At 38.8% G+C, this 17,835-nt stretch carries 16 protein-coding genes; 10 read left to right on the top strand and 6 right to left on the bottom strand.

Annotated features, from left to right (window positions below; translation table 11 throughout):
* The first annotated feature begins 21 nt into the window (after nt 1-21).
* Both madL and madM read left to right on the top strand, forming a co-directional pair.
* A complete protein-coding gene (gene madL, locus SOI76_RS10640) occupies nt 22-423 on the top strand; it encodes a malonate transporter subunit MadL (protein WP_000587901.1) in 402 nt (133 codons plus the stop codon).
* 44 nt (nt 424-467) lie between these two features.
* Nucleotides 468-1,229, top strand: coding sequence for a malonate transporter subunit MadM (madM, locus tag SOI76_RS10635; RefSeq protein WP_032053681.1), 762 nt, complete (start codon nt 468-470; stop codon nt 1,227-1,229).
* A 54-nt stretch (nt 1,230-1,283) separates the two neighbouring features.
* Here madM and mdcR read toward each other — a convergent pair whose 3' ends face one another.
* From mdcR to cioA, 5 genes are all read right to left on the bottom strand, one after another.
* Nucleotides 1,284-2,201: a LysR family transcriptional regulator gene (mdcR, locus tag SOI76_RS10630; RefSeq protein WP_019458888.1), complete on the bottom strand. Its 918-nt coding sequence runs from the start codon at nt 2,199-2,201 to the stop codon at nt 1,284-1,286.
* A 100-nt stretch (nt 2,202-2,301) separates the two neighbouring features.
* On the bottom strand, nt 2,302-3,720 hold the full coding sequence (locus SOI76_RS10625; RefSeq protein WP_104080508.1) for a PLP-dependent aminotransferase family protein: 1,419 nt from the start codon (nt 3,718-3,720) through the stop codon (nt 2,302-2,304).
* 98 nt (nt 3,721-3,818) lie between these two features.
* A complete protein-coding gene (locus SOI76_RS10620; RefSeq protein WP_000749813.1) occupies nt 3,819-3,953 on the bottom strand; it encodes a hypothetical protein in 135 nt (44 codons plus the stop codon).
* A 14-nt stretch (nt 3,954-3,967) separates the two neighbouring features.
* Nucleotides 3,968-4,975 (bottom strand): cytochrome d ubiquinol oxidase subunit II, encoded by a 1,008-nt coding sequence (cydB, locus tag SOI76_RS10615; protein ID WP_005076463.1) that lies wholly within the window; start codon nt 4,973-4,975, stop codon nt 3,968-3,970.
* The gene (cioA, locus tag SOI76_RS10610) at nt 4,968-6,413 is read right to left on the bottom strand and encodes a cytochrome ubiquinol oxidase subunit I (RefSeq protein ID WP_104080507.1); all 1,446 of its coding nucleotides are present in this window, start codon (nt 6,411-6,413) and stop codon (nt 4,968-4,970) included. The genes cydB and cioA overlap by 8 nt, the downstream gene beginning before the upstream one ends.
* Before the next feature lie 643 nt (nt 6,414-7,056).
* On the opposite strand from cioA, the gene SOI76_RS10605 reads away from it, so the two are divergent.
* The 4 genes from SOI76_RS10605 (at nt 7,057) to yaaU (ending at nt 12,534) form a co-directional block, all read left to right on the top strand.
* On the top strand, nt 7,057-7,875 hold the full coding sequence (locus tag SOI76_RS10605; RefSeq protein WP_104080505.1) for a hypothetical protein: 819 nt from the start codon (nt 7,057-7,059) through the stop codon (nt 7,873-7,875).
* Nucleotides 7,876-8,009: 134 nt separating this feature from the next.
* A complete protein-coding gene (locus SOI76_RS10600; RefSeq protein ID WP_104080504.1) occupies nt 8,010-9,305 on the top strand; it encodes an acyl-CoA dehydrogenase family protein in 1,296 nt (431 codons plus the stop codon).
* Between the two features lie 176 nt (nt 9,306-9,481).
* Nucleotides 9,482-10,873, top strand: coding sequence for an LLM class flavin-dependent oxidoreductase (locus SOI76_RS10595; protein WP_104080503.1), 1,392 nt, complete (start codon nt 9,482-9,484; stop codon nt 10,871-10,873).
* A gap of 194 nt (nt 10,874-11,067) precedes the next feature.
* Nucleotides 11,068-12,534, top strand: a complete 1,467-nt coding sequence (gene yaaU, locus SOI76_RS10590) for an MFS transporter (protein ID WP_104080502.1) — start codon at nt 11,068-11,070, stop codon at nt 12,532-12,534.
* Nucleotides 12,535-12,595: 61 nt separating this feature from the next.
* On the opposite strand, the gene SOI76_RS10585 is transcribed toward yaaU, so the two are convergent.
* Nucleotides 12,596-13,780 (bottom strand): hypothetical protein, encoded by a 1,185-nt coding sequence (locus SOI76_RS10585; RefSeq protein WP_104080501.1) that lies wholly within the window; start codon nt 13,778-13,780, stop codon nt 12,596-12,598.
* Between the two features lie 440 nt (nt 13,781-14,220).
* Here SOI76_RS10585 and tauA point away from each other — a divergent pair, with 440 nt between their 5' ends.
* Genes tauA through tauD form a run of 4 tightly spaced genes read left to right on the top strand, consistent with a single transcriptional unit; the run spans nt 14,221 to nt 17,821 of the window.
* Nucleotides 14,221-15,261, top strand: coding sequence for a taurine ABC transporter substrate-binding protein (gene tauA, locus SOI76_RS10580; protein WP_104080500.1), 1,041 nt, complete (start codon nt 14,221-14,223; stop codon nt 15,259-15,261).
* Nucleotides 15,262-15,270: 9 nt separating this feature from the next.
* Entirely contained in the window at nt 15,271-16,065 is a 795-nt protein-coding gene (gene tauB, locus SOI76_RS10575; protein WP_104080499.1) for a taurine ABC transporter ATP-binding protein, read from the top strand.
* Nucleotides 16,062-16,931 (top strand): taurine ABC transporter permease TauC, encoded by an 870-nt coding sequence (gene tauC, locus SOI76_RS10570; protein ID WP_104080498.1) that lies wholly within the window; start codon nt 16,062-16,064, stop codon nt 16,929-16,931. Before tauB ends, tauC begins: the two co-directional genes overlap by 4 nt.
* Before the next feature lie 8 nt (nt 16,932-16,939).
* Entirely contained in the window at nt 16,940-17,821 is an 882-nt protein-coding gene (gene tauD / locus SOI76_RS10565; RefSeq protein WP_104080497.1) for a taurine dioxygenase, read from the top strand.
* Nucleotides 17,822-17,835 lie beyond the last annotated feature (14 nt).

Genomic DNA, 17,835 nt, shown 5'->3' with positions numbered 1-17,835 from the left:
CAAGGATATGAGGGATTTACAATGATTATTTATGGAACAGCAATATTAGCGATCTGCCATTTATTAGGTGACTATCTTGGTAACACCTTAGGCATGGTATTAGGCGTTAAAGCCAATGTCGGTGGAGTGGCTATTTCGATGATTCTGTTAATCTTATCTAAAGAATTATTGGCAAAAAAAGGTTACTTACCTCAAGTCACACAATTTGGCGTCTTGTATTGGTCAGGTATGTATATTCCGATCGTAGTTGCGATGTCAGCAGGTCAAAATGTCGTTGCCGCTTTATCAGGTGGCATGTTAGGGCTGATTGTCTCTATTGCATCGTTGATCGGTACGGTTTTAGTCATCCGTTATTTAAATAGAATTAGTGGTGACTATGAAACTTATGAATGGACAATAGAAACCAAAGAAAAAATAGCCTAAGCAAACATAAACTACAAAAAGTTCAATCAAAAAGGATTTAAATGATGGACGCTATAATTGCTGTGTTATCAAAAAATGCATTAGTTACTGCTCTTGCCGTAACGGGTTTAATGATGTTCGTTTCCCATCTACTCTCAAAATATTTGACCAAGGGAAAACTACAAAGTTCTGCAATCGCGATTACTTTAGGTTTGGTTGTTGCTTACTTTGCAGGAGTTTATACGCAAGGAACCAAAGGTGTTTCGGACATCGCTATTTTTTCTGGTTTTGCGTTGTTGGGCGGAGCCATGATTCGTGATTTGGCTATCGCTTCAACTGCATTTGAAGTTGATGTGAAAGAAGTGAAGAAAGCAGGCAAAATTGGTCTAATTGCATTAATGCTTGGTTGTGTTGTGCCTTTTGCAATTGGGGTTTTGGTTGCATGGAGCATGGGCTATCGAGATCCAATTTCGATGACAACGATCGGTGCAGGGGCAATGACTTATATTGTTGGCCCGATTACAGGAACCGCAATTGGTGCGAGCTCTGATGTGATCGCACTTTCTATTGCAATTGGTTTAATCAAGTCAGTTTTCTTTATGGTAGGGACGCCGCTGCTTGCTAAATTCATGTACTTAAAAAGTCCACGCTCTGCCATGGTATTTGGCGGCTTAGCAGGAACAACCAGTGGCACTGCAGCAGGCCTAGCTGGTACTGATGTACGACTTGTACCTTATGGAGCTTTGGTTGCAACCTTCTATACAGGACTTGGCTGTTTACTTGGACCTTCTTTATTTTTCTTAACGGTTAATGCAATTTTTGGATAAATTTTTGAAAATCGCACAACGGCAACTCATTATTCTTTAATAAGTTGCCGATATTTATCTTTTAAAATTAGTGGCGAACATTCGACATTCAGCAATCAGAGCAAGTAAGTTAGGGTCGCGTTCTTTACTTTTTAAAAAGACCAGTCCAATTTCTTGTTGCATGTGATATTGCTGTTTTAGCGGAATAAGTTTTACTGAACTTTCATAAACAGCAGAAATACGACCGGGTAGTAGAGCAAAACCGACGCCTGAACTGACCATACTAATTAAGGTGAAAATATCATTGACCTGTAAAGCAACTTTAGGCGAAAAGCCTGCTTTTTTAAAAATAATATCGCTGTCGTTATGGGTTGCAAAACCCTTGGTTAAAGTTAAAAAAGTTTCTTCTTTTAAAAGGCTTAAATCAATGTCTTTAAAATCGGCATATTTTGAATCTTTATTGACGGCCAAAAAAATGTCGTCTGAAAACATTGGCAAAATTTCAAAGTCATCATCTTGGGTGGTTTCATTTAAAGCTACAATGATTGCATCCAGCTCAGTGGCTTTCAGCTTTTTTACCAAATCCTGATTTGAACTCAGCAACAGCTGAATATCAAGCTCACTACGTCTGAGCTTAAGACCGCTAATCACATTTGGAATCGTATTTACCGTCAAAGAATAAAGAGAACCTAAATGTAAAACCTTAGCCGCAAAACCCGCAGCCTCTCTGGTTTTATTTACGGTAATAAAAATGTCTTGTACGATTTTTTGTGCTCGTTCTTCAAAGACATAAGCACTTTTTAAAGGAATGAGGTTACGGCCTTCATTTTTAAAAAGAGGACAACGTAAAGCGCTTTCTAAGGAGTGCAGTGCTTTGTGAACACTGACATTACTTAGCTGCATTTCTGTGGCTGTTTTAGACAAATTTCCACAGCGCATAAAAGCTAAAAAAATCTGTATTTTTTTCAGGGTGAGTTCTTCATCAATTTCCATATTAAGCCTTTGAACCTGTTTCCCTTAAAACTATAGATTTGAGCTATAAAGTTACCACAAAATAAAGGCCATAAAATTGTGCTTAGGTCGAAGCATTTCTTTAGAGACTTGCTTCAACTCTTTGTTGTATAGTTTTAATCACTTGATCTAATGCACTTTGAATTTTAGTGTTCCATTCAAAAGAACAGTTAATTCGTAAATAATGCTGTTGTGCGGGTAAAACACTAAACAAAGGGCTTGGCGCAACGCCAATGTCTTGCTGAATCAATTCTTCATAAACTTGCATACTGTCTAGCGTACTAGGAAGTTTGACCCATAGAAAATAGCCACTTGGGTAGTAATACACTTCGCAAGAGCTTGGTAAATGCTGCTTTAAATAGTGATAAAACTGCTTTTTATAACGTTCAAGTGAAAGTCTAAGTGTACGCAAGTGCTTTTCATAATGATGATGAGACAAAAACTCAACCAATGCATTTTGAATGAGTGCATTGACTGAAATGGTACTCATGAGTTGCAAGTGTTGAATATGGTCCGAAAATTTACCCGCATAAACCCAACCGACCCGAAAACCTGCACCTAATGTTTTAGAAAAAGACGAGCAGTGTAGCACCAGATTTTGTTGGTCAAAATACTTCATCGAAAGTGGTTTTTGCCCACCATAATAAAGCTCTTCATACACATCATCTTCAATCAAATAAATTTGGTGTTCATGAAGTAGTTTGGCAATTTTATATTTAATGTCATCACTAACTGTAAAACCAATCGGGTTATGGGCGTTGAGCATGAGCCAGCACACCTTGATTGGATATGTTTGAATGACCTGTTCAAAAGCCTCTAAGTCAAAACCGTGTTGTGGATGCTCAGGAATGGTAATCACTTTAAGTCCTAAACGCTCGGCGGCTTGCCAAGCCCCATAAAACACAGTTTGCTGTAATAAAATATAATCGCCGGGTTGAGCGACAGCTTGTAGCGAAAGGTTCAGTGCATCTAAACCTCCAGATGTAATGACAATGTCATCTGGATCGGTCTGTATGCCTTGCATACAGTAGCGCTGAGCAATCAGTTTTCTTAACGCTAAATTACCGGGAGGTAGGCTTGCTGTCTGGTCATAGCTTTGCCTTTGCCGTGCAAATTGCCCCATAATTTGAATAAGTTTGGGAGCAGCTAAAAGTTGACTATCAGGGAAAGCTGAACCAAAAGGCACGACAGATTCATGTTGAATCGATTTAAGATATTTAAAAACTAAAGAATTAATTTCAATTTTAGAATTAAGTGAAACAACCGAATACTGTTCTAAAGGTTTAAGAGCAATTTGCTCGGCAACGAAATAACCCGATTTTTCTTTTGAATAAATGAGCCCTTGAGATTCAAGTTCTTGGTAAGCATTCATGACAGTCATTAAGCTAAAACCAGAACGTTGTACCTGATCTCTTAAAGACGGGAGTTTCTCATGCGCATTTAAATTTCCGCTCTCAATGAGTCGGCGAATACTATGGGCAAGTTGTTCAGATTTATACATGTGTTGGCTGCCAAAAATGACAAAATAAAAGAAGCGCTTACTCAATAATAAATGCCGTTTGCAGAATCTACAAACGGCATTTATATACAACTATCGGTTTATTTTAAGTACGGGGCGGCATAAATCAATATCACTTTAAACAAACCAGCAATCACAGCTAAGGCTAAAAAACCGCCCAGCCATAACAGAATAAACCATTGAGTTTGATTGAGTTTAACGGATGACTTTTTCATAAAACCCTCCATACTTAATGATAACCTTCGTCACCTACACGCACTTTGTCACGGAATACCCAATAAGAAACAATGGTGTAAGCAATAATAATTGGAATCAAAATAAGTGCGCCGACCAAAGCAAACATCTGGCTTGAATGAGGCGCTGCTGCCTGCCAAATGGTAACTGATGGCGGAATAATATATGGCCATAAACTAATTACAAAACCAGTAAATGCAAGGAAAACGAGAGCCAATGTATATGCAAATGGTTTAAGGTCATGATCCTGCTTTTTACATGCCGATAAAATCAGGCCAACAAACAATAAGACCAAAATAGGTACAGGGCTAAAATAGAACAGATTTGGTAAAGAGAACCAGCGATCTGCAATTTCAGGATGAGTCAGAGGCGTATATAAACTTACGCCACCAAAAATAATGAGCAATGCAATAATCAGCTTTGGCATAAGCTCATACATACGTTGCTGCAAACCTTTTTCGGTTTTTAAGATCAGCCATCCACATCCTAAAGTGGCATACATCGCAACTACGCCAATACCTGTAAAGATCGTAAATGGGGAAAGCCAATCAAAAGACCCACCAGCAAAAATACCATTTTCGGTTTTAATCCCTTGGATATAGGCACCTAAAATAATCCCTTGTAGGAAACTGGTTAAAACTGAACCCCAAATAAAGGCTAAGTCCCACAGATGCTTAGTACGGTGAGCTTTAAAACGGAATTCAAACGCAACACCGCGGAAAATCAGGGCAATGACCATGAAAATAATAGGTAGGTAGAGTGCTGATAAAACTGTCGAATAAACCAGCGGAAATGCTGCATATAGACCAGCACCACCGAGAACCATCCACGTTTCGTTACCATCCCAGACAGGAGCCACAGTATTCATCATGACGTCACGTTCTTGGCTGTTCTTAATGAAAGGGAACATAATTCCGATTCCTAAGTCAAAACCATCCATGACCACATAAATTAAAACACCTAAACCAATAATACCGACCCATATTAAAGAAAGATCAATCATGATGTTTCTCCCCAGATTTTTGATTATCGTCAATGTTTTCATCGACAGCACTGAGTGGACGCATTGGTGTTTTAAAGTGTCCAACGCCACCAGATTCAATAGTTGGTGTATCGATAAATACAGGGCCTTTATTAATGAGTTTTAAGGTGTAGTAAATACCGCTACCAAAAACGATGGTGTATACCACCACAAAAATAAAGAGACTCAGACCCACCTGATCTGCAGAAACTGTATGTGAAAGCCCGTCTTTAGTGCGCATAATGCCGTATACAACCCATGGTTGACGGCCTACTTCAGTAGTAATCCAGCCAGCCAGCATTGCCACATAACCCGCAGGCCCCATCACTACAGCAAATTTATGAAACCATGATGTTTCATAGAGTTTTCCACGTTTACGTAACCAAAGCGCAATTAAAGACAGAGTGACCATGAGCACACCAAGACCCACCATCACACGGAAGCTCCAGAAAACGATGGTTGAATTTGGACGGTCTTCAGGTGCGAAATCTTTTAAACCAGTCACTTGACCATCTAAACTGTGCGTTAAAATTAAACTGCCTAAATATGGAACGCCCACTTCAAAGTGGTTACGCTCTTCTATCATATCTGGAATGGCAAATAACAATAATGGCATCGGCTCATTGTGATTGGTTTCCCAGTGACCTTCCATTGCTGCAAGTTTGGCAGGTTGATGTTCACGAGTATTTAAACCGTGGTTATCGCCAATCACCACTTGCAAACAAGAAGTTACAAGCACCATCCATAAACCCATCGAGAACGATTTTTTTACCAATTCATCACGACGGCCTTTTACTAAATGCCATGCAGATGTTCCAACGACCAATAATGATGAAACTAAGAAAGCCGCTGCACCCATGTGGGCAAAGCGGTAAGGGAAGGACGGATTAAACACAATTGCAAACCAGTCTTTTGGCACAATAATGCCATTTTCGATGGCAAAGCCTTGAGGGGTCTGCATCCAGCTATTGGAAGATAAGATCCAGAACATGGAAATACATGTTCCGATGGCAACCATAAGTGTTGCAAAGAAATGGGCCCTAGGACCAACGCGTCCCCAACCAAATAACATAATGCCCAAGAAACCTGCTTCTAAGAAGAAGGCACTCAAGACTTCATAGGTAAGTAAAGGGCCAGTAATACTTCCGGCGACACGTGAAAATTCACTCCAGTTGGTACCAAACTGGTAACTCATAACCACGCCCGAGACCACACCCATACCAAAGGCAACGGCAAAGATCTTAATCCAGTATTTAAAGAGATCTTTATAAATCGGGTTTTGGGTTCTTAACCATTTCCACTCTAATACTGCTAAAAAGCAGGCAAGACCGATGGAAGTGGCCGGAAAAATAATATGGAACGATACTGTAAAAGCAAATTGTATTCGCGCTAATTCTAAAGCGGTTAGACCGAGGCTCATAAACTTTCCCCCTGTGAACTAGCTGATGATGGTTGAATGTGTTAAATACTTATTTTCAGGCAACAAAGTATTTTGGCGATTAAACTTACTTCTGTGATAGATCTTCTTAGCAAGTAAAATGCCAACAGGGTTAAGCAATATAATTGCTTGATATTTCAAGAGAATAGACTGATTAATTGTTCTCAGTCTGTTAACAAAGTTTATGCTTGATGTTGCATTTGTAAAAATGCATGTTGCATTGAAACATTGATGAAATATCTGGCGATATGCAATAGATCGTCTCATGAAAACTACCTACCTTAAGAAGTTTCCTTAATCATGCACTTACTATTTTTGTATATGTAGATACAGAAATTTTTTATAAAACTATAACAGTCTGAAGCACTCATGAGGTGTGCTATAGTTTTTTTTCAAATATCTGTAGCTATGTATCCATTCTTCAAAAGTCCAAAATAAATGAACAAGATTTACGAATGGCCAAAATCACTTTCCAAAACAAAGTGAATGCGACTTTGGGGAATAAGCGCAGAATAGTTTCTTCTCTTTTATTCCTTTGTTGTTTTGCGAGAGGTCTGGTTGTTACGTAGGTTATTAAAGACCTGATTTAAGTGTAGCTCTTCTAAAATAGCTTGGATGTTAAAAAATGTTTATTACTTCTCAACTCAATGTCCTGCATAAAATTATTAAAAATCAGCCTATTCCTGTATCTATATTGGCTCAGTTAGAGCAAACCTACGTTAATTTTGAAGCTACTTTATTAAGAGCGAAAGTACTCAGAGACTTTTCTAAATCTGAAACAGTATATTTGATCCAATCTCATATTGAGGCACAGCAAAGTAGTGTGGCTTATCTATTTTCACCATTTATTTTTGCCAACTTAAACAAGGCAGCTATTTATACAACGCCTGCAACTGCGCCTGTGCTTTCTATTCTTAATAAATATTACCAAGCTGAGAAGAAAGTACTCTTTAAAGTAGATGACGTTTTAGAAAGTCTAAAAATTTATATAGATTTGGTACTTGCAGAGCTTAATGAAGTTGAGTTTATTTATTTAAGCTTAATCAAGGCACTATGCCGAAGTGATCTCTCAACAGTTTTTTTAATTACGAGTTTAGACGTAGATATCGAGCATTTAAAAGCACTGGAGCAATTTTTAAAGGTCAAAATTTATTGGATTAAAACCACAGAAGATGATGACTTAAAAAACCTAAATGGCTTAGAAATGCGGAAATTATTATTCAAAAATAAAGATGAGACTTATATCAAATTATGCGCGAAATTCGCTCAAATGAACGCAGCGCTGGTTGGTTTATGCGACACCTTTACTGCTGGTCAAATGACACATTTAATTGATGATATGTTTTATTCAGAGCATATTTTTGAAAAATTATCTGTCTATTCAGAATATATACAAACACTTCTACAAAGCCAGCAGAGCATTAGACAAAAAGAACTATCTTAGGGCTTGGGAGATGAGCTTTTTATGTTTGTGTTTGGGTTCTTATATAAAGAATGAATACAGTTATAAAAAAATAATCGTTTTCATGTGAAATAAATATTTTATGGTAAAAGCAAAGCAATATTGGTTTTACTTACATGACAAATTTAAATTTTGAGCATCATCTCGGTTCACTAACGCATGCAGCACTTAGTCAGGCCTCAATTATTTCTCGTGTGTGGGGTGAAGGGCCAACTGAGCGTTATGATGAATTGGCAAAAAATTTCAGACCGACTTTTGCCCGTATTAAAGAAGGGGCTTTAATTCGTGAGCAACAGCATATTTTGCCCTATGAACAACTTCAGTGGCTTAAAGATATTGGTTTTACACGGTTAAGACTTCCCAAAGCTCATGGGGGCTTTGATGCAACCATTCCTGAACTATTTGCATTGCTCATTGAACTTGCCGAGGCCGATTCAAACTTACCGCAAGCTTTGCGTGTGCATTTTGGTTTCACTGAAGATGTCTTAGTAAGTAAAGACAAAGCGTTTCAACAGCGTTGGATTAGCCGAATTGCAAATGGCGAAACAGTGGGTAGTGCATGGTCTGAAGGCGGGAAAGAGTCAATCGATCAGTTTGAAACTCACTTATATCGAGACAGTGACGGAAAAATTCGCGTTAAAGGCAAAAAATATTACACCACTGGTAGCCTATATGCAGACTGGGTGGATGTTGGGGTAACAGATTTAAAAGGAGAGTCTGGCTCAGTTGTTGTTCGCCGTGAAGATGAAGGCGTTGAAATTGTCGATGACTGGAATGGTTTTGGTCAGCAGCTTACTGCAAGTGGTACGGCATATTTCCACGATGTATTGGTCGATGAAACTGAAATTTTACCTGATGATGATCGTTTTAAATATTCAGCGGCTTACTATCAACTGGTCCAACTGGCAACCATTACAGGTCTAGGACGTGCTGCAACCTATGATGTTTCTCAAGCTGTGGCGAAACGTACCCGAAACTATACGCATGCGAATGCTCAATTTGTAAAACAGGATCCGCAAATTTTACAAGTCGTAGGCCAAATTCGTGGTGCAGCTTACAGTGCAGGGGCGATTGTTGAAAAAGTTGCACAAAGCTTGCAGCGTGCTTACTTGGCTGCATTTCAAAATAATGAGCAGCTTGAAGAAGAACAAAATGCGCTTGCCGAACTTGAAAGTGCGCAGTCTCAAACGGTCATTACTGATCTAATCTTAAATGCTTCTACGATTTTATTTGACGCTTTAGGTGCTTCCGCAACAGACAAAGATTTAGGCCTAGATCGATACTGGCGTAATGTACGAACTTTATCTTCACATAACCCGAGAGTATTTAAAAATCGAATTATTGGTGATTTTAGTGTAAACGGTACATTACCACCGTATCAATGGCGAATAGGGAATGTTGCTAAACAATAAATTATATTTTTAAATATTAAGCTGCTATTTTAGTAGCTTAATATTATTTATGTTTTTAGAAATAAATTATAAAAATCTATTAGAATAAAATCATATTTTGTTTGGGGTTTATATTATAAAGAAAACCTAAAAATTGCTTTAGTATAAAAATTAAATAAAATGCTGGCGAATATTTTATGACTAAGAAAATTAGTTTTAATGCTTTTGAAATGAATTGTATTGCCCACCAATCTCCTGGATTATGGCGACATCCTCAAGATCGATCTGTTGAATATAAAGATTTAGAATATTGGACAGATTTAGCGCAAATTCTTGAGCGTGGTTTTTTTGACGGTATTTTTATTGCAGATGTGCTTGGTATTTATGACGTTTATCATCAAAGTGCTGAACATGCCTTAACAGGTGCAGTACAAGTTCCAGTCAATGATCCTTTGCAGATTGTACCAGCGATGGCCGCAGTCACAAAGCATTTGGGCTTTGGTGTCACAACTTCGATTTCCTTTGAACATCCTTATCCTTTTGCTAGACGTATTAGTACGCTAGACCATTTAACCAAAGGGCGAGTTGGATGGAATATCGTGACGTCTTATTTGGAAAGCGGTTCAAAAAACTTGGGCCTAGAAACTCAGGTTAACCATGACAATCGTTATGATATTGCTGATGAATATTTAGAAGTCCTTTACAAACTTTGGGAAGGGTCTTGGGAAGAAGGATCGGTACTGCGTGACCGTAAAAATGGTATCTTTGCTGACCATAAAAAAGTGCATCCAATTCAGCACGAAGGTAAATACTTTACTGTACCGGGCATCCATATTTGTGAACCATCACCGCAGCGAACGCCAGTACTTTATCAAGCAGGCGCATCTTCACGCGGCCAGAAGTTTGCGAGTCAAAATGCCGAGTGCGTATTCATCGCAGCGCCGTCTAAAATTGCCACTAAAAAAGTGGTACAGGGTATTCGCCAAAAATTGGCTCAAGAAGGCCGCGACCCGTACTCAGTCAAAATTTATGCACTTTTGTCGATTGTCACTGATGAAACCGATGCAAAAGCTCAGGCTAAATTTAAAGAATATCAAAGCTATGGAAGCTATGACGGCGCTTTAACCTTGCTGTCTGGCTGGTCGGGTGTTGATTTTTCGCAATACCAACCGACCGACAAAGTTGAATATATTCAAACCAACGCGATTCAATCTTTATTAGATTCTTATGTAAATGCGGACCCAGAACGTGTTTGGACCATTGAAGAAATTGCAAACTGGAACAGCTTAGGCGGTAATGGGCCAGTATTGGTGGGTTCGGCAGAAACCGTTTCAGATGCTCTACAGCAATGGGTTGAAGATACAGATGTCGATGGCTTTAACCTTGCCTATATTTTGGCGCATCAAACCTTTGCCGATGTGGTTGAATTTATTGTGCCAGAGTTGCAAAAACGAGGGGTATATCAAACCTCATATGCACAAGGAACATTAAGAGAAAAATTATTTGGTGCTGGGCCATATTTACCTGAAAATCACCGCGGTGCAAAATATCGTAATCTAAAAGAGTTAAAACTTGCTGAGGCGAGTTAATATTTTGGAAAACCTTTAAATAAATAGCTGGTTAAATACCAGCTTTTATTTTGCCTTTTTATATCGGTTTTACTGCTGAGTTAATAACGAAAAGATAATTCTATAATTTAGATTAAAACATCAGATTAATTTGTTTTTGTATTATGTGAATAATCATTATTTTGTTTCTGTTATTAAAATTCAGGAATTATTAAGTGAGCACACAAGAACTCGATCATAACCATCGTTATGAAATTAAATCTCCCGATGATGTTTCACAATTAATTTCAAAATTTGCAGGGAAGGGTAAATCGAATAAAGTTATTTGGTTGGCACTAATTGGGGTGTTTATTGATGCCTATGATTTAACAACGCTGTCCTTTGGTATTGAGCAAGTTATCTCAGAGTTTTCTTTAAGCCCTGTGATGACTGGTGTGGTGGCTTCAGCAATTGTCTGCGGAACTATTGTTGGTAACCTGATTGGTGGTTGGCTGACAGATAAAATTGGCCGTTATCGGGTCTTCATGGCGGACATGGTGCTGTTTGTCATTGCGGCAATTGTCGCTGGTTTTGCACCGAATGTCTGGATTTTGATTTTAGCCCGATTTATTATGGGAATTAGTGTTGGTATTGATTTGCCGGTGGCAATGTCATACTTATCTGAGTTTTCCAAGTTTAACGGTAGTAGCAACAAGGCAGCGCGTTTAGCCGCATGGTGCCCAATGTGGTATGCCGCTTCTTCGGTTTGTTTTGGTCTAGTTTTGGCGCTTTATTTTCTTTTACCCCCTGAGCATAGCAACTGGTTATGGAGAGCATCTTTAATTTTCGGCGCAGTGCCAGCGTTACTCATTATTTTTATTCGCGGTAAATATTTAACTGAATCACCAATCTGGCTTGCAAACCAAGGTGATTTAAAAGGTGCAGCTAAAGTTCTACAAGAATCCTATGCAATTAATGCAGTCGCTACAGTTGAAAAAGTGGAAAGAACTGCTGAAAAGAAAAAGCGCGAGGGGTTTGCGGTTTTATTTAATAAAACCTATTTGCCAAGAACGATTGTGGCAATTGTGATTCACATTTCGGTGGCATTTCAGTACACGACCATTGCCTTCTTTTTACCTTCTATTTTAACGCGATTCTTTCATACCGATGTCTTGACGACCATTACTACAACACTTGGGCTTAATTTATTGTTTGCATTTACGGGCGGGCTGTTAGGTGTATTTGTTGCTAGCAGATTTAAATCTCGTCATGTGTTGCTTACAGGCTTTTTACTCCAGTTTATAGCCCTCATTGCCTTAGCATTAATTGGTGAACCCGGTAATAGCTTTTTACTTTACACCGCGATTGGAATGTTAGGTTTATGGCTTTTTGCCGAAGGCTTTGGGCCAGGGGCACAAATGATGGTTTATCCAACTATGGCTTATCCAGCTTCGATTCGTGGCGTTGGTGTTGGCTTTAACCGTGCGGTAACGGGTGTTGCTCAAGCAATCGCTTTGTTTGTTTTACCGATCTGGATGGCGGGATATAAAACTGATGTTTACCTGATTATTTCTATCTTTGCGTTTATTCCTTTAATTGTGATTGGGCTACTGATTAAGTTTGAGCCTACTGCTCAAGATGTCGATGTTGTCGATGAAGATAAAACAGAACTTTCTCTCAATAATTCACCAGTAATCGATTAGAGTAAAAATAAATATCTAGATAAAAACAAAGGCCAACATCTGTTGGCCTTTGTTTTTGGAGTTAGAAGTAATAAGCAAAAATCACAAACGCTTTTTTATTCCATTTATCATTGCTTCCACCAGCCGCTAGACCTTCGCTATCTCCTAGATATGGATCGTGTTTACCCATCAGCAACTCGGCTTGTACTGTCAATTTTTGATAGTTAAAGGCAATGCCGGGAATAAAACGGGTAGAGTCTTTAAAGCCATCTTGCTCTTTTCGATAAGAACTATAGTTTAAATACGGGCGAACAGAGGTAATTGGGCCAAACTGCTGAGGAAATAAATAGCTTAGTTCTGCTGAATAAATCTGACCTTTGGTTGCAGAGTTAAATGAATAATCGAAACCGCCCAAAGTCAGATGATCTTTATATTGGGTGTCGGCATTATCAATGTCTTGATAACCAGCCAAAAGCTGTAAATTCCATTGGTTGTAATTGGTATTGCTAAAAACCGAATAAACTTGGCGATCGCCATCTTGCCCTGAACGTTTATTTTCAATGGTGGAATACCATGCAGAAGCACCCAGTTGGGTAGAGAAATTTTCTTGGCCTAAGATATTCTTAAAGGTATGAGCACCGCGAACAACAATGGAGTTCTTTTCTTGGGTATTAGTGCCTTGCGGTACAGTGTCATCTGCATTGACAGGGTTGATACTAAATCGACTCGAGTCTTTGCTTTTACCTCTATAAGTGCCACCATCGGTAGGATAAAAGGCGAGTTGTGCTTCATTGGTTCCATCATTGAAATCATATTTCACCCCAAGGTTGTGTACATCTTCCCAACCTGCACTATTGGCAATGCCTAAATAATAAGTATTTCCCCAAAAGCGACCCAAGCCAAAAGGAACTGGGTTTAAGCCTGCAATAATTTTACTGTTGTCATTAATTTTATAACCCAACCACGCATCGGTGAGCCAATTGGTATCGCCTAAACGTCCATAATATTCATAAACCCGATAATCTAGGCGACCAATCCATTTCGGGGAGTTGTAGTCCAGCCATAAGACCGCATCATTAAAAGAAAATTTACTGGTAGTGGGATCTGAGTCAAAATCATAAACATATTTAGCTCGAACAGTACCGCTTACTTTAAGTTGACCTTCTTCAGCATTGCCAAAGGTAAGGGCTGCATGACTTGAGAGGCTGAATGTAAGCAAAGACGTTGTAATTAATGTTTTTGTCAAAATTTGAGAATGTTTAAACAAAAGAATTTTTCTCCTCTTAAAAATAAAAATTAAATTTGCCTCATGTATAAACCAGAAAAAGATTTGTCCAAATCTTAATATTTGCAGAAGATTTAAGATAAAAAGATAATAAAATCTGTACTTTATATAAAAGAATGAAAATTAATGAGATGCAAAACTCTGGGTGCGATAAGCAAAAATAAAAATGTTGAAATGAGTAGGATAAAATACTTAGAAGATGTGTGTCAGCCTTTTCACATCTTATCTTTTGTGAATATCGTTTTTAATTATTGATATATAAGTATTTTAATTTTACCGCTAATCTATATGATTGCTTAAAATTTGCTTTTTACCAAAAGATAAAAACTTATAAGTAAAAGTTATTTATAAAAATTAGATAAGCAACTCATATTTTTTTATTTTTCATTATAAAGCCGGCTGAATACCATGAGCTTATATTATTGAAAGATCATGAAATTATGAGCACGAAGACCAAACCGTTGATTATCACGGCAATTGTAGTAGTCGCAATTGTTGCATTTATCGTATGGCAAAATAAAAAAGACAATAATACAAGTGCTTCAGTTCGTGACAACAAACCTGTCGTGATTGCTTATCAAACTGGGGTTGACCCAAGCAAAGTGGCGCAGGCCAATGGGGAATATGAAAAACATAGTCAACGAACCATTCAATGGAAAAAATTTGATGCGGGTTCAGATGTTGTAAACGCACTTGCTTCAGGTGATGTCGTACTTGGCAATATTGGTTCAAGCCCACTTGCTGCGGCGGCAAGTCGTGATTTACCGATTGAAGTATTCTTAATTACTTCAAAACTTGGTGCGTCTGAAGCGCTCGTAGTGAGTAATAAATCAGGCATTAAAACTCCTCAAGATTTAATTGGCAAAACCATTGCTGTACCGTTTGTTTCAACAACCCATTACAGTCTTTTATCTGCACTTAAACATTGGAACATTCCAGAAGACAAAGTAAAAATTATTAACTTGCGCCCACCTGAAATTTCAGCTGCATGGGAGCGTGGTGATATTGATGCAGCTTATGTGTGGGAACCTGCTTTAAGTAAAGCTAAAGCATCTGGTACGGTTTTAACTGACTCAAAACAAGTGGGTGAATGGGGCGCTCCAACTTATGACTTATGGGTTGTGCGTAAAGATTTTGCAGAGAAAAATCCTGACTTCTTAAAAGCTTTTGTTAAAACTACGCTTGAGCAGCTTGAAAAATATAATCAAGACCCAGCCGCTTACGTTAAAGATGCCGATAACGTGCAAAAAATTGCGCAGCTCACAGGTTCTGATCCAAAAGATATCTCGCTTTTATTAAGTGGAAACATTTACCTTGACCACGCTCAGCAAAAACAAACGTTAGATGGTGAATTTGCGCAAAATATTTTTGATACAGCGAAGTTCTTAAAAGGTCAGGGCAAAGTCGATCAACTTAAAGCCGATTATAAAGGCAATGTGAATTCTTCATTTTTGCAGCCTTAAGGAGTTGTCATGAGTGTACTAGAAGCCAAACATATTCATCTGACTTTTCCTAAACAGCAAAAGCCAGTTTTACAAGACATTAACCTAACGATTGAAGAAGGTTCTTTAACCGTCATTTTAGGCGAGTCAGGTTGTGGCAAAACAACTTTGCTTAATATCTTGGCGGGGTTTCAAAAGCCGAGTTCAGGTGATGTGCTTGTAAATCATGAAGTGGTAAATGGACCAGATGTAACCCGCGCTGTCGTGTTTCAGGATCATGCACTCCTTCCTTGGTTGAATGTTGCAGATAATGTTGGCTTCGCTTTGCAGTTAAAAGGTTTAAAGCGCACGGATATCGAAGCACAAGTGAACGTAATTTTAAAAATTGTAGGTTTAAGTCACGTTGAAAAAGCCAATATTTGGGAACTTTCCGGTGGTATGAAACAACGTGTTGGTATTGCCAGAGCTTTGATCAGCCACGCGCCGTTTATTCTATTAGATGAACCTTTTGCTGCATTAGATGCTTTTACACGTGAAAACATGCAGCAGTTAGTGCTCGATTTATGGATTCAACAAAATAAAAGCTTCTTTTTAATTACTCATGACATTGAAGAGGCATTATTGCTCAGCAATCAGTTAGTTCTAATGACAGCGCATCCAGGCAAAATTGTAGAAACTCTATATCTCGATTTTGCTAATCGATATCGTCAGGGTGAGTCTATTCGCTCGATTAAATCGGATCCTCAATTTATTCAGCTCAGAGAACAGTTATTTGAAAGTTTAAGGGCACAAAAACAAAGCGGTAAGGAGGCGTTACCTACATGAACACTAAAGATAACGTCTATGAATATGACAAAGCAGAGCTTAAATCTGAGTTAAATGTGCAAACAGAAAATGCTTCATTTCTATCGTCATTCTTTGAGAAACATCGCACTTTGGCGGTCAGCATAATCAGTGTGGGAAGTGTAGTTGCACTCTGGTTCCTCATTACTGCTTTGCATGTTGTACCTGAACTGTTTTTACCGAGTCCACAGGCAGTCTGGCAAAAATTTATATCGGTCAGCCAAGAAGGCTTTATGAAGGCTACTTTGTGGCAACATTTGGCAGCCAGTATCTCACGTGTATTTTTGGCTTTGATTGCTGCCGTGGTGATTGGTGTTCCGCTAGGCTTATGGATGGGGCTGAACAAATGGGTTCGTGCTGTTCTAGATCCTTTGGTTGAATTATTACGTCCAATTCCACCGTTAGCTTATTTGCCGTTACTTGTAATTTGGTTCGGTATTGGCGAAACCACAAAAGTACTTTTGATTTTTTTCTCGATTTTGGCGCCTGTCATTATTAGTAGTGCGCATGGTGTGTTAAGCCATCAGCTTAATCGTGAACGTGCGGCATTGTCGCTAGGGGCAAGTCAGTCACAAGTCTTTTGGTATGTCATTTTACCAACCGCTTTGCCTCATATTATTACCGGTATTCGTATTGGTCTTGGGGTGGGCTGGTCAACATTAGTTGCAGCAGAGTTGGTTGCAGCGGACCGTGGTATTGGTTTTATGGTGCAATCGGCAGCACAGTTCTTAATTACCGATACGGTGATTCTAGGCATTATTGTGATTGCGATTGTCGCAGTTAGTTTTGAGCTGTTTTTACGTTGGTTACAAAAACAGTTTTCTCCTTGGTATGGTCAGCAGTTGTAGTAAAGAAGATGAATACAGTAGTAGCAAACTTAAATATTGAAGTGATCAAGCCTAGCATTGGCGCAATTATTCACGATATTGATTTGAATGCGTTAAATGAACAGACAACGCAACAAATCCAGCAGGCTTTGCTTGATCATCAGGTCATTTTTTTTCGAAAGCAACAATTAGCACCGCAAGCACAAGCAGACTTGGCACGCAGTTTTGGTAGCTTACATGTGCACCCGATTTATCCTTCAATTGAAGATGTACCTGAAGTGATGGTGCTCGACAGTTGGAAACAGGATTTGCGTGACAATGAACTTTGGCACACAGATGTGACTTTTAGTAAAACCCCGCCTTTAGGTTGTGTGTTGCAAGCCATAAAAATTCCACTTGTAGGCGGTGACACGTTGTGGTCGAGTAACACAGCAGCTTTTAAAGGACTTCCGCTTGAGTTACAGCAAAAACTACGTGGCTTAACTGCAACCCACGATATTCGTAAGTCTTTTCCGCTTGAACGTTTTGCTCATAACGAAGAGGAACGTGAAAAGCTTTTACAAACATTTAAGCGTAACCCACCAGTGGTTCACCCAGTGGTGCGTACCCATCCTGTTACAGGTGAGCCTTTGTTGTTTGTAAGTGAGGGCTTTACCACTCGCATTAATGAGTTACCTGAACAAGAAAGTGAGCAATTACTTAATTTCTTGTTTGAACATGCGACCCAAGAGCAATTTCATTTACGCTGGAAATGGCAAGACGGTGATATCGCGATTTGGGATAACCGTTGCACACAACATAAAGCATTATTTGATTATGGCGATGCTCATCGCATCATGCACCGTGCAACTATTAATGGCGATGTGCCATTTTATAAAGAAGAACAACAGTCAGAGTTAGCAGAGGCTTAATTCCTTTAATTATT

It is taken from the genome of Acinetobacter pittii, assembly GCF_034064985.1.
Classification (GTDB): Bacteria; Pseudomonadota; Gammaproteobacteria; order Pseudomonadales; family Moraxellaceae; genus Acinetobacter; species Acinetobacter pittii_H.
This window is presented reverse-complemented; position numbering and strand designations above follow the sequence as displayed.

Bases quoted from the DNA above. Each gene is read 5' to 3' on its own strand.
- tauD (WP_104080497.1), top strand. From the start codon at position 16,940: ATGAATACAGTAGTAGCAAACTTAAATATTGAAGTGATCAAGCCTAGC.
- SOI76_RS10620 (WP_000749813.1), bottom strand. From the start codon at position 3,953: ATGAAAAAGTCATCCGTTAAACTCAATCAAACTCAATGGTTTATTCTG.
- madL (WP_000587901.1), top strand. From the start codon at position 22: ATGATTATTTATGGAACAGCAATATTAGCGATCTGCCATTTATTAGGT.
- SOI76_RS10605 (WP_104080505.1), top strand. From the start codon at position 7,057: ATGTTTATTACTTCTCAACTCAATGTCCTGCATAAAATTATTAAAAAT.
- cydB (WP_005076463.1), bottom strand. From the start codon at position 4,975: ATGATTGATCTTTCTTTAATATGGGTCGGTATTATTGGTTTAGGTGTT.
- cioA (WP_104080507.1), bottom strand. From the start codon at position 6,413: ATGAGCCTCGGTCTAACCGCTTTAGAATTAGCGCGAATACAATTTGCT.
- SOI76_RS10625 (WP_104080508.1), bottom strand. From the start codon at position 3,720: ATGTATAAATCTGAACAACTTGCCCATAGTATTCGCCGACTCATTGAG.
- tauB (WP_104080499.1), top strand. From the start codon at position 15,271: ATGAGTGTACTAGAAGCCAAACATATTCATCTGACTTTTCCTAAACAG.
- madM (WP_032053681.1), top strand. From the start codon at position 468: ATGGACGCTATAATTGCTGTGTTATCAAAAAATGCATTAGTTACTGCT.
- tauC (WP_104080498.1), top strand. From the start codon at position 16,062: ATGAACACTAAAGATAACGTCTATGAATATGACAAAGCAGAGCTTAAA.
- SOI76_RS10600 (WP_104080504.1), top strand. From the start codon at position 8,010: ATGACAAATTTAAATTTTGAGCATCATCTCGGTTCACTAACGCATGCA.
- mdcR (WP_019458888.1), bottom strand. From the start codon at position 2,201: ATGGAAATTGATGAAGAACTCACCCTGAAAAAAATACAGATTTTTTTA.
- SOI76_RS10595 (WP_104080503.1), top strand. From the start codon at position 9,482: ATGACTAAGAAAATTAGTTTTAATGCTTTTGAAATGAATTGTATTGCC.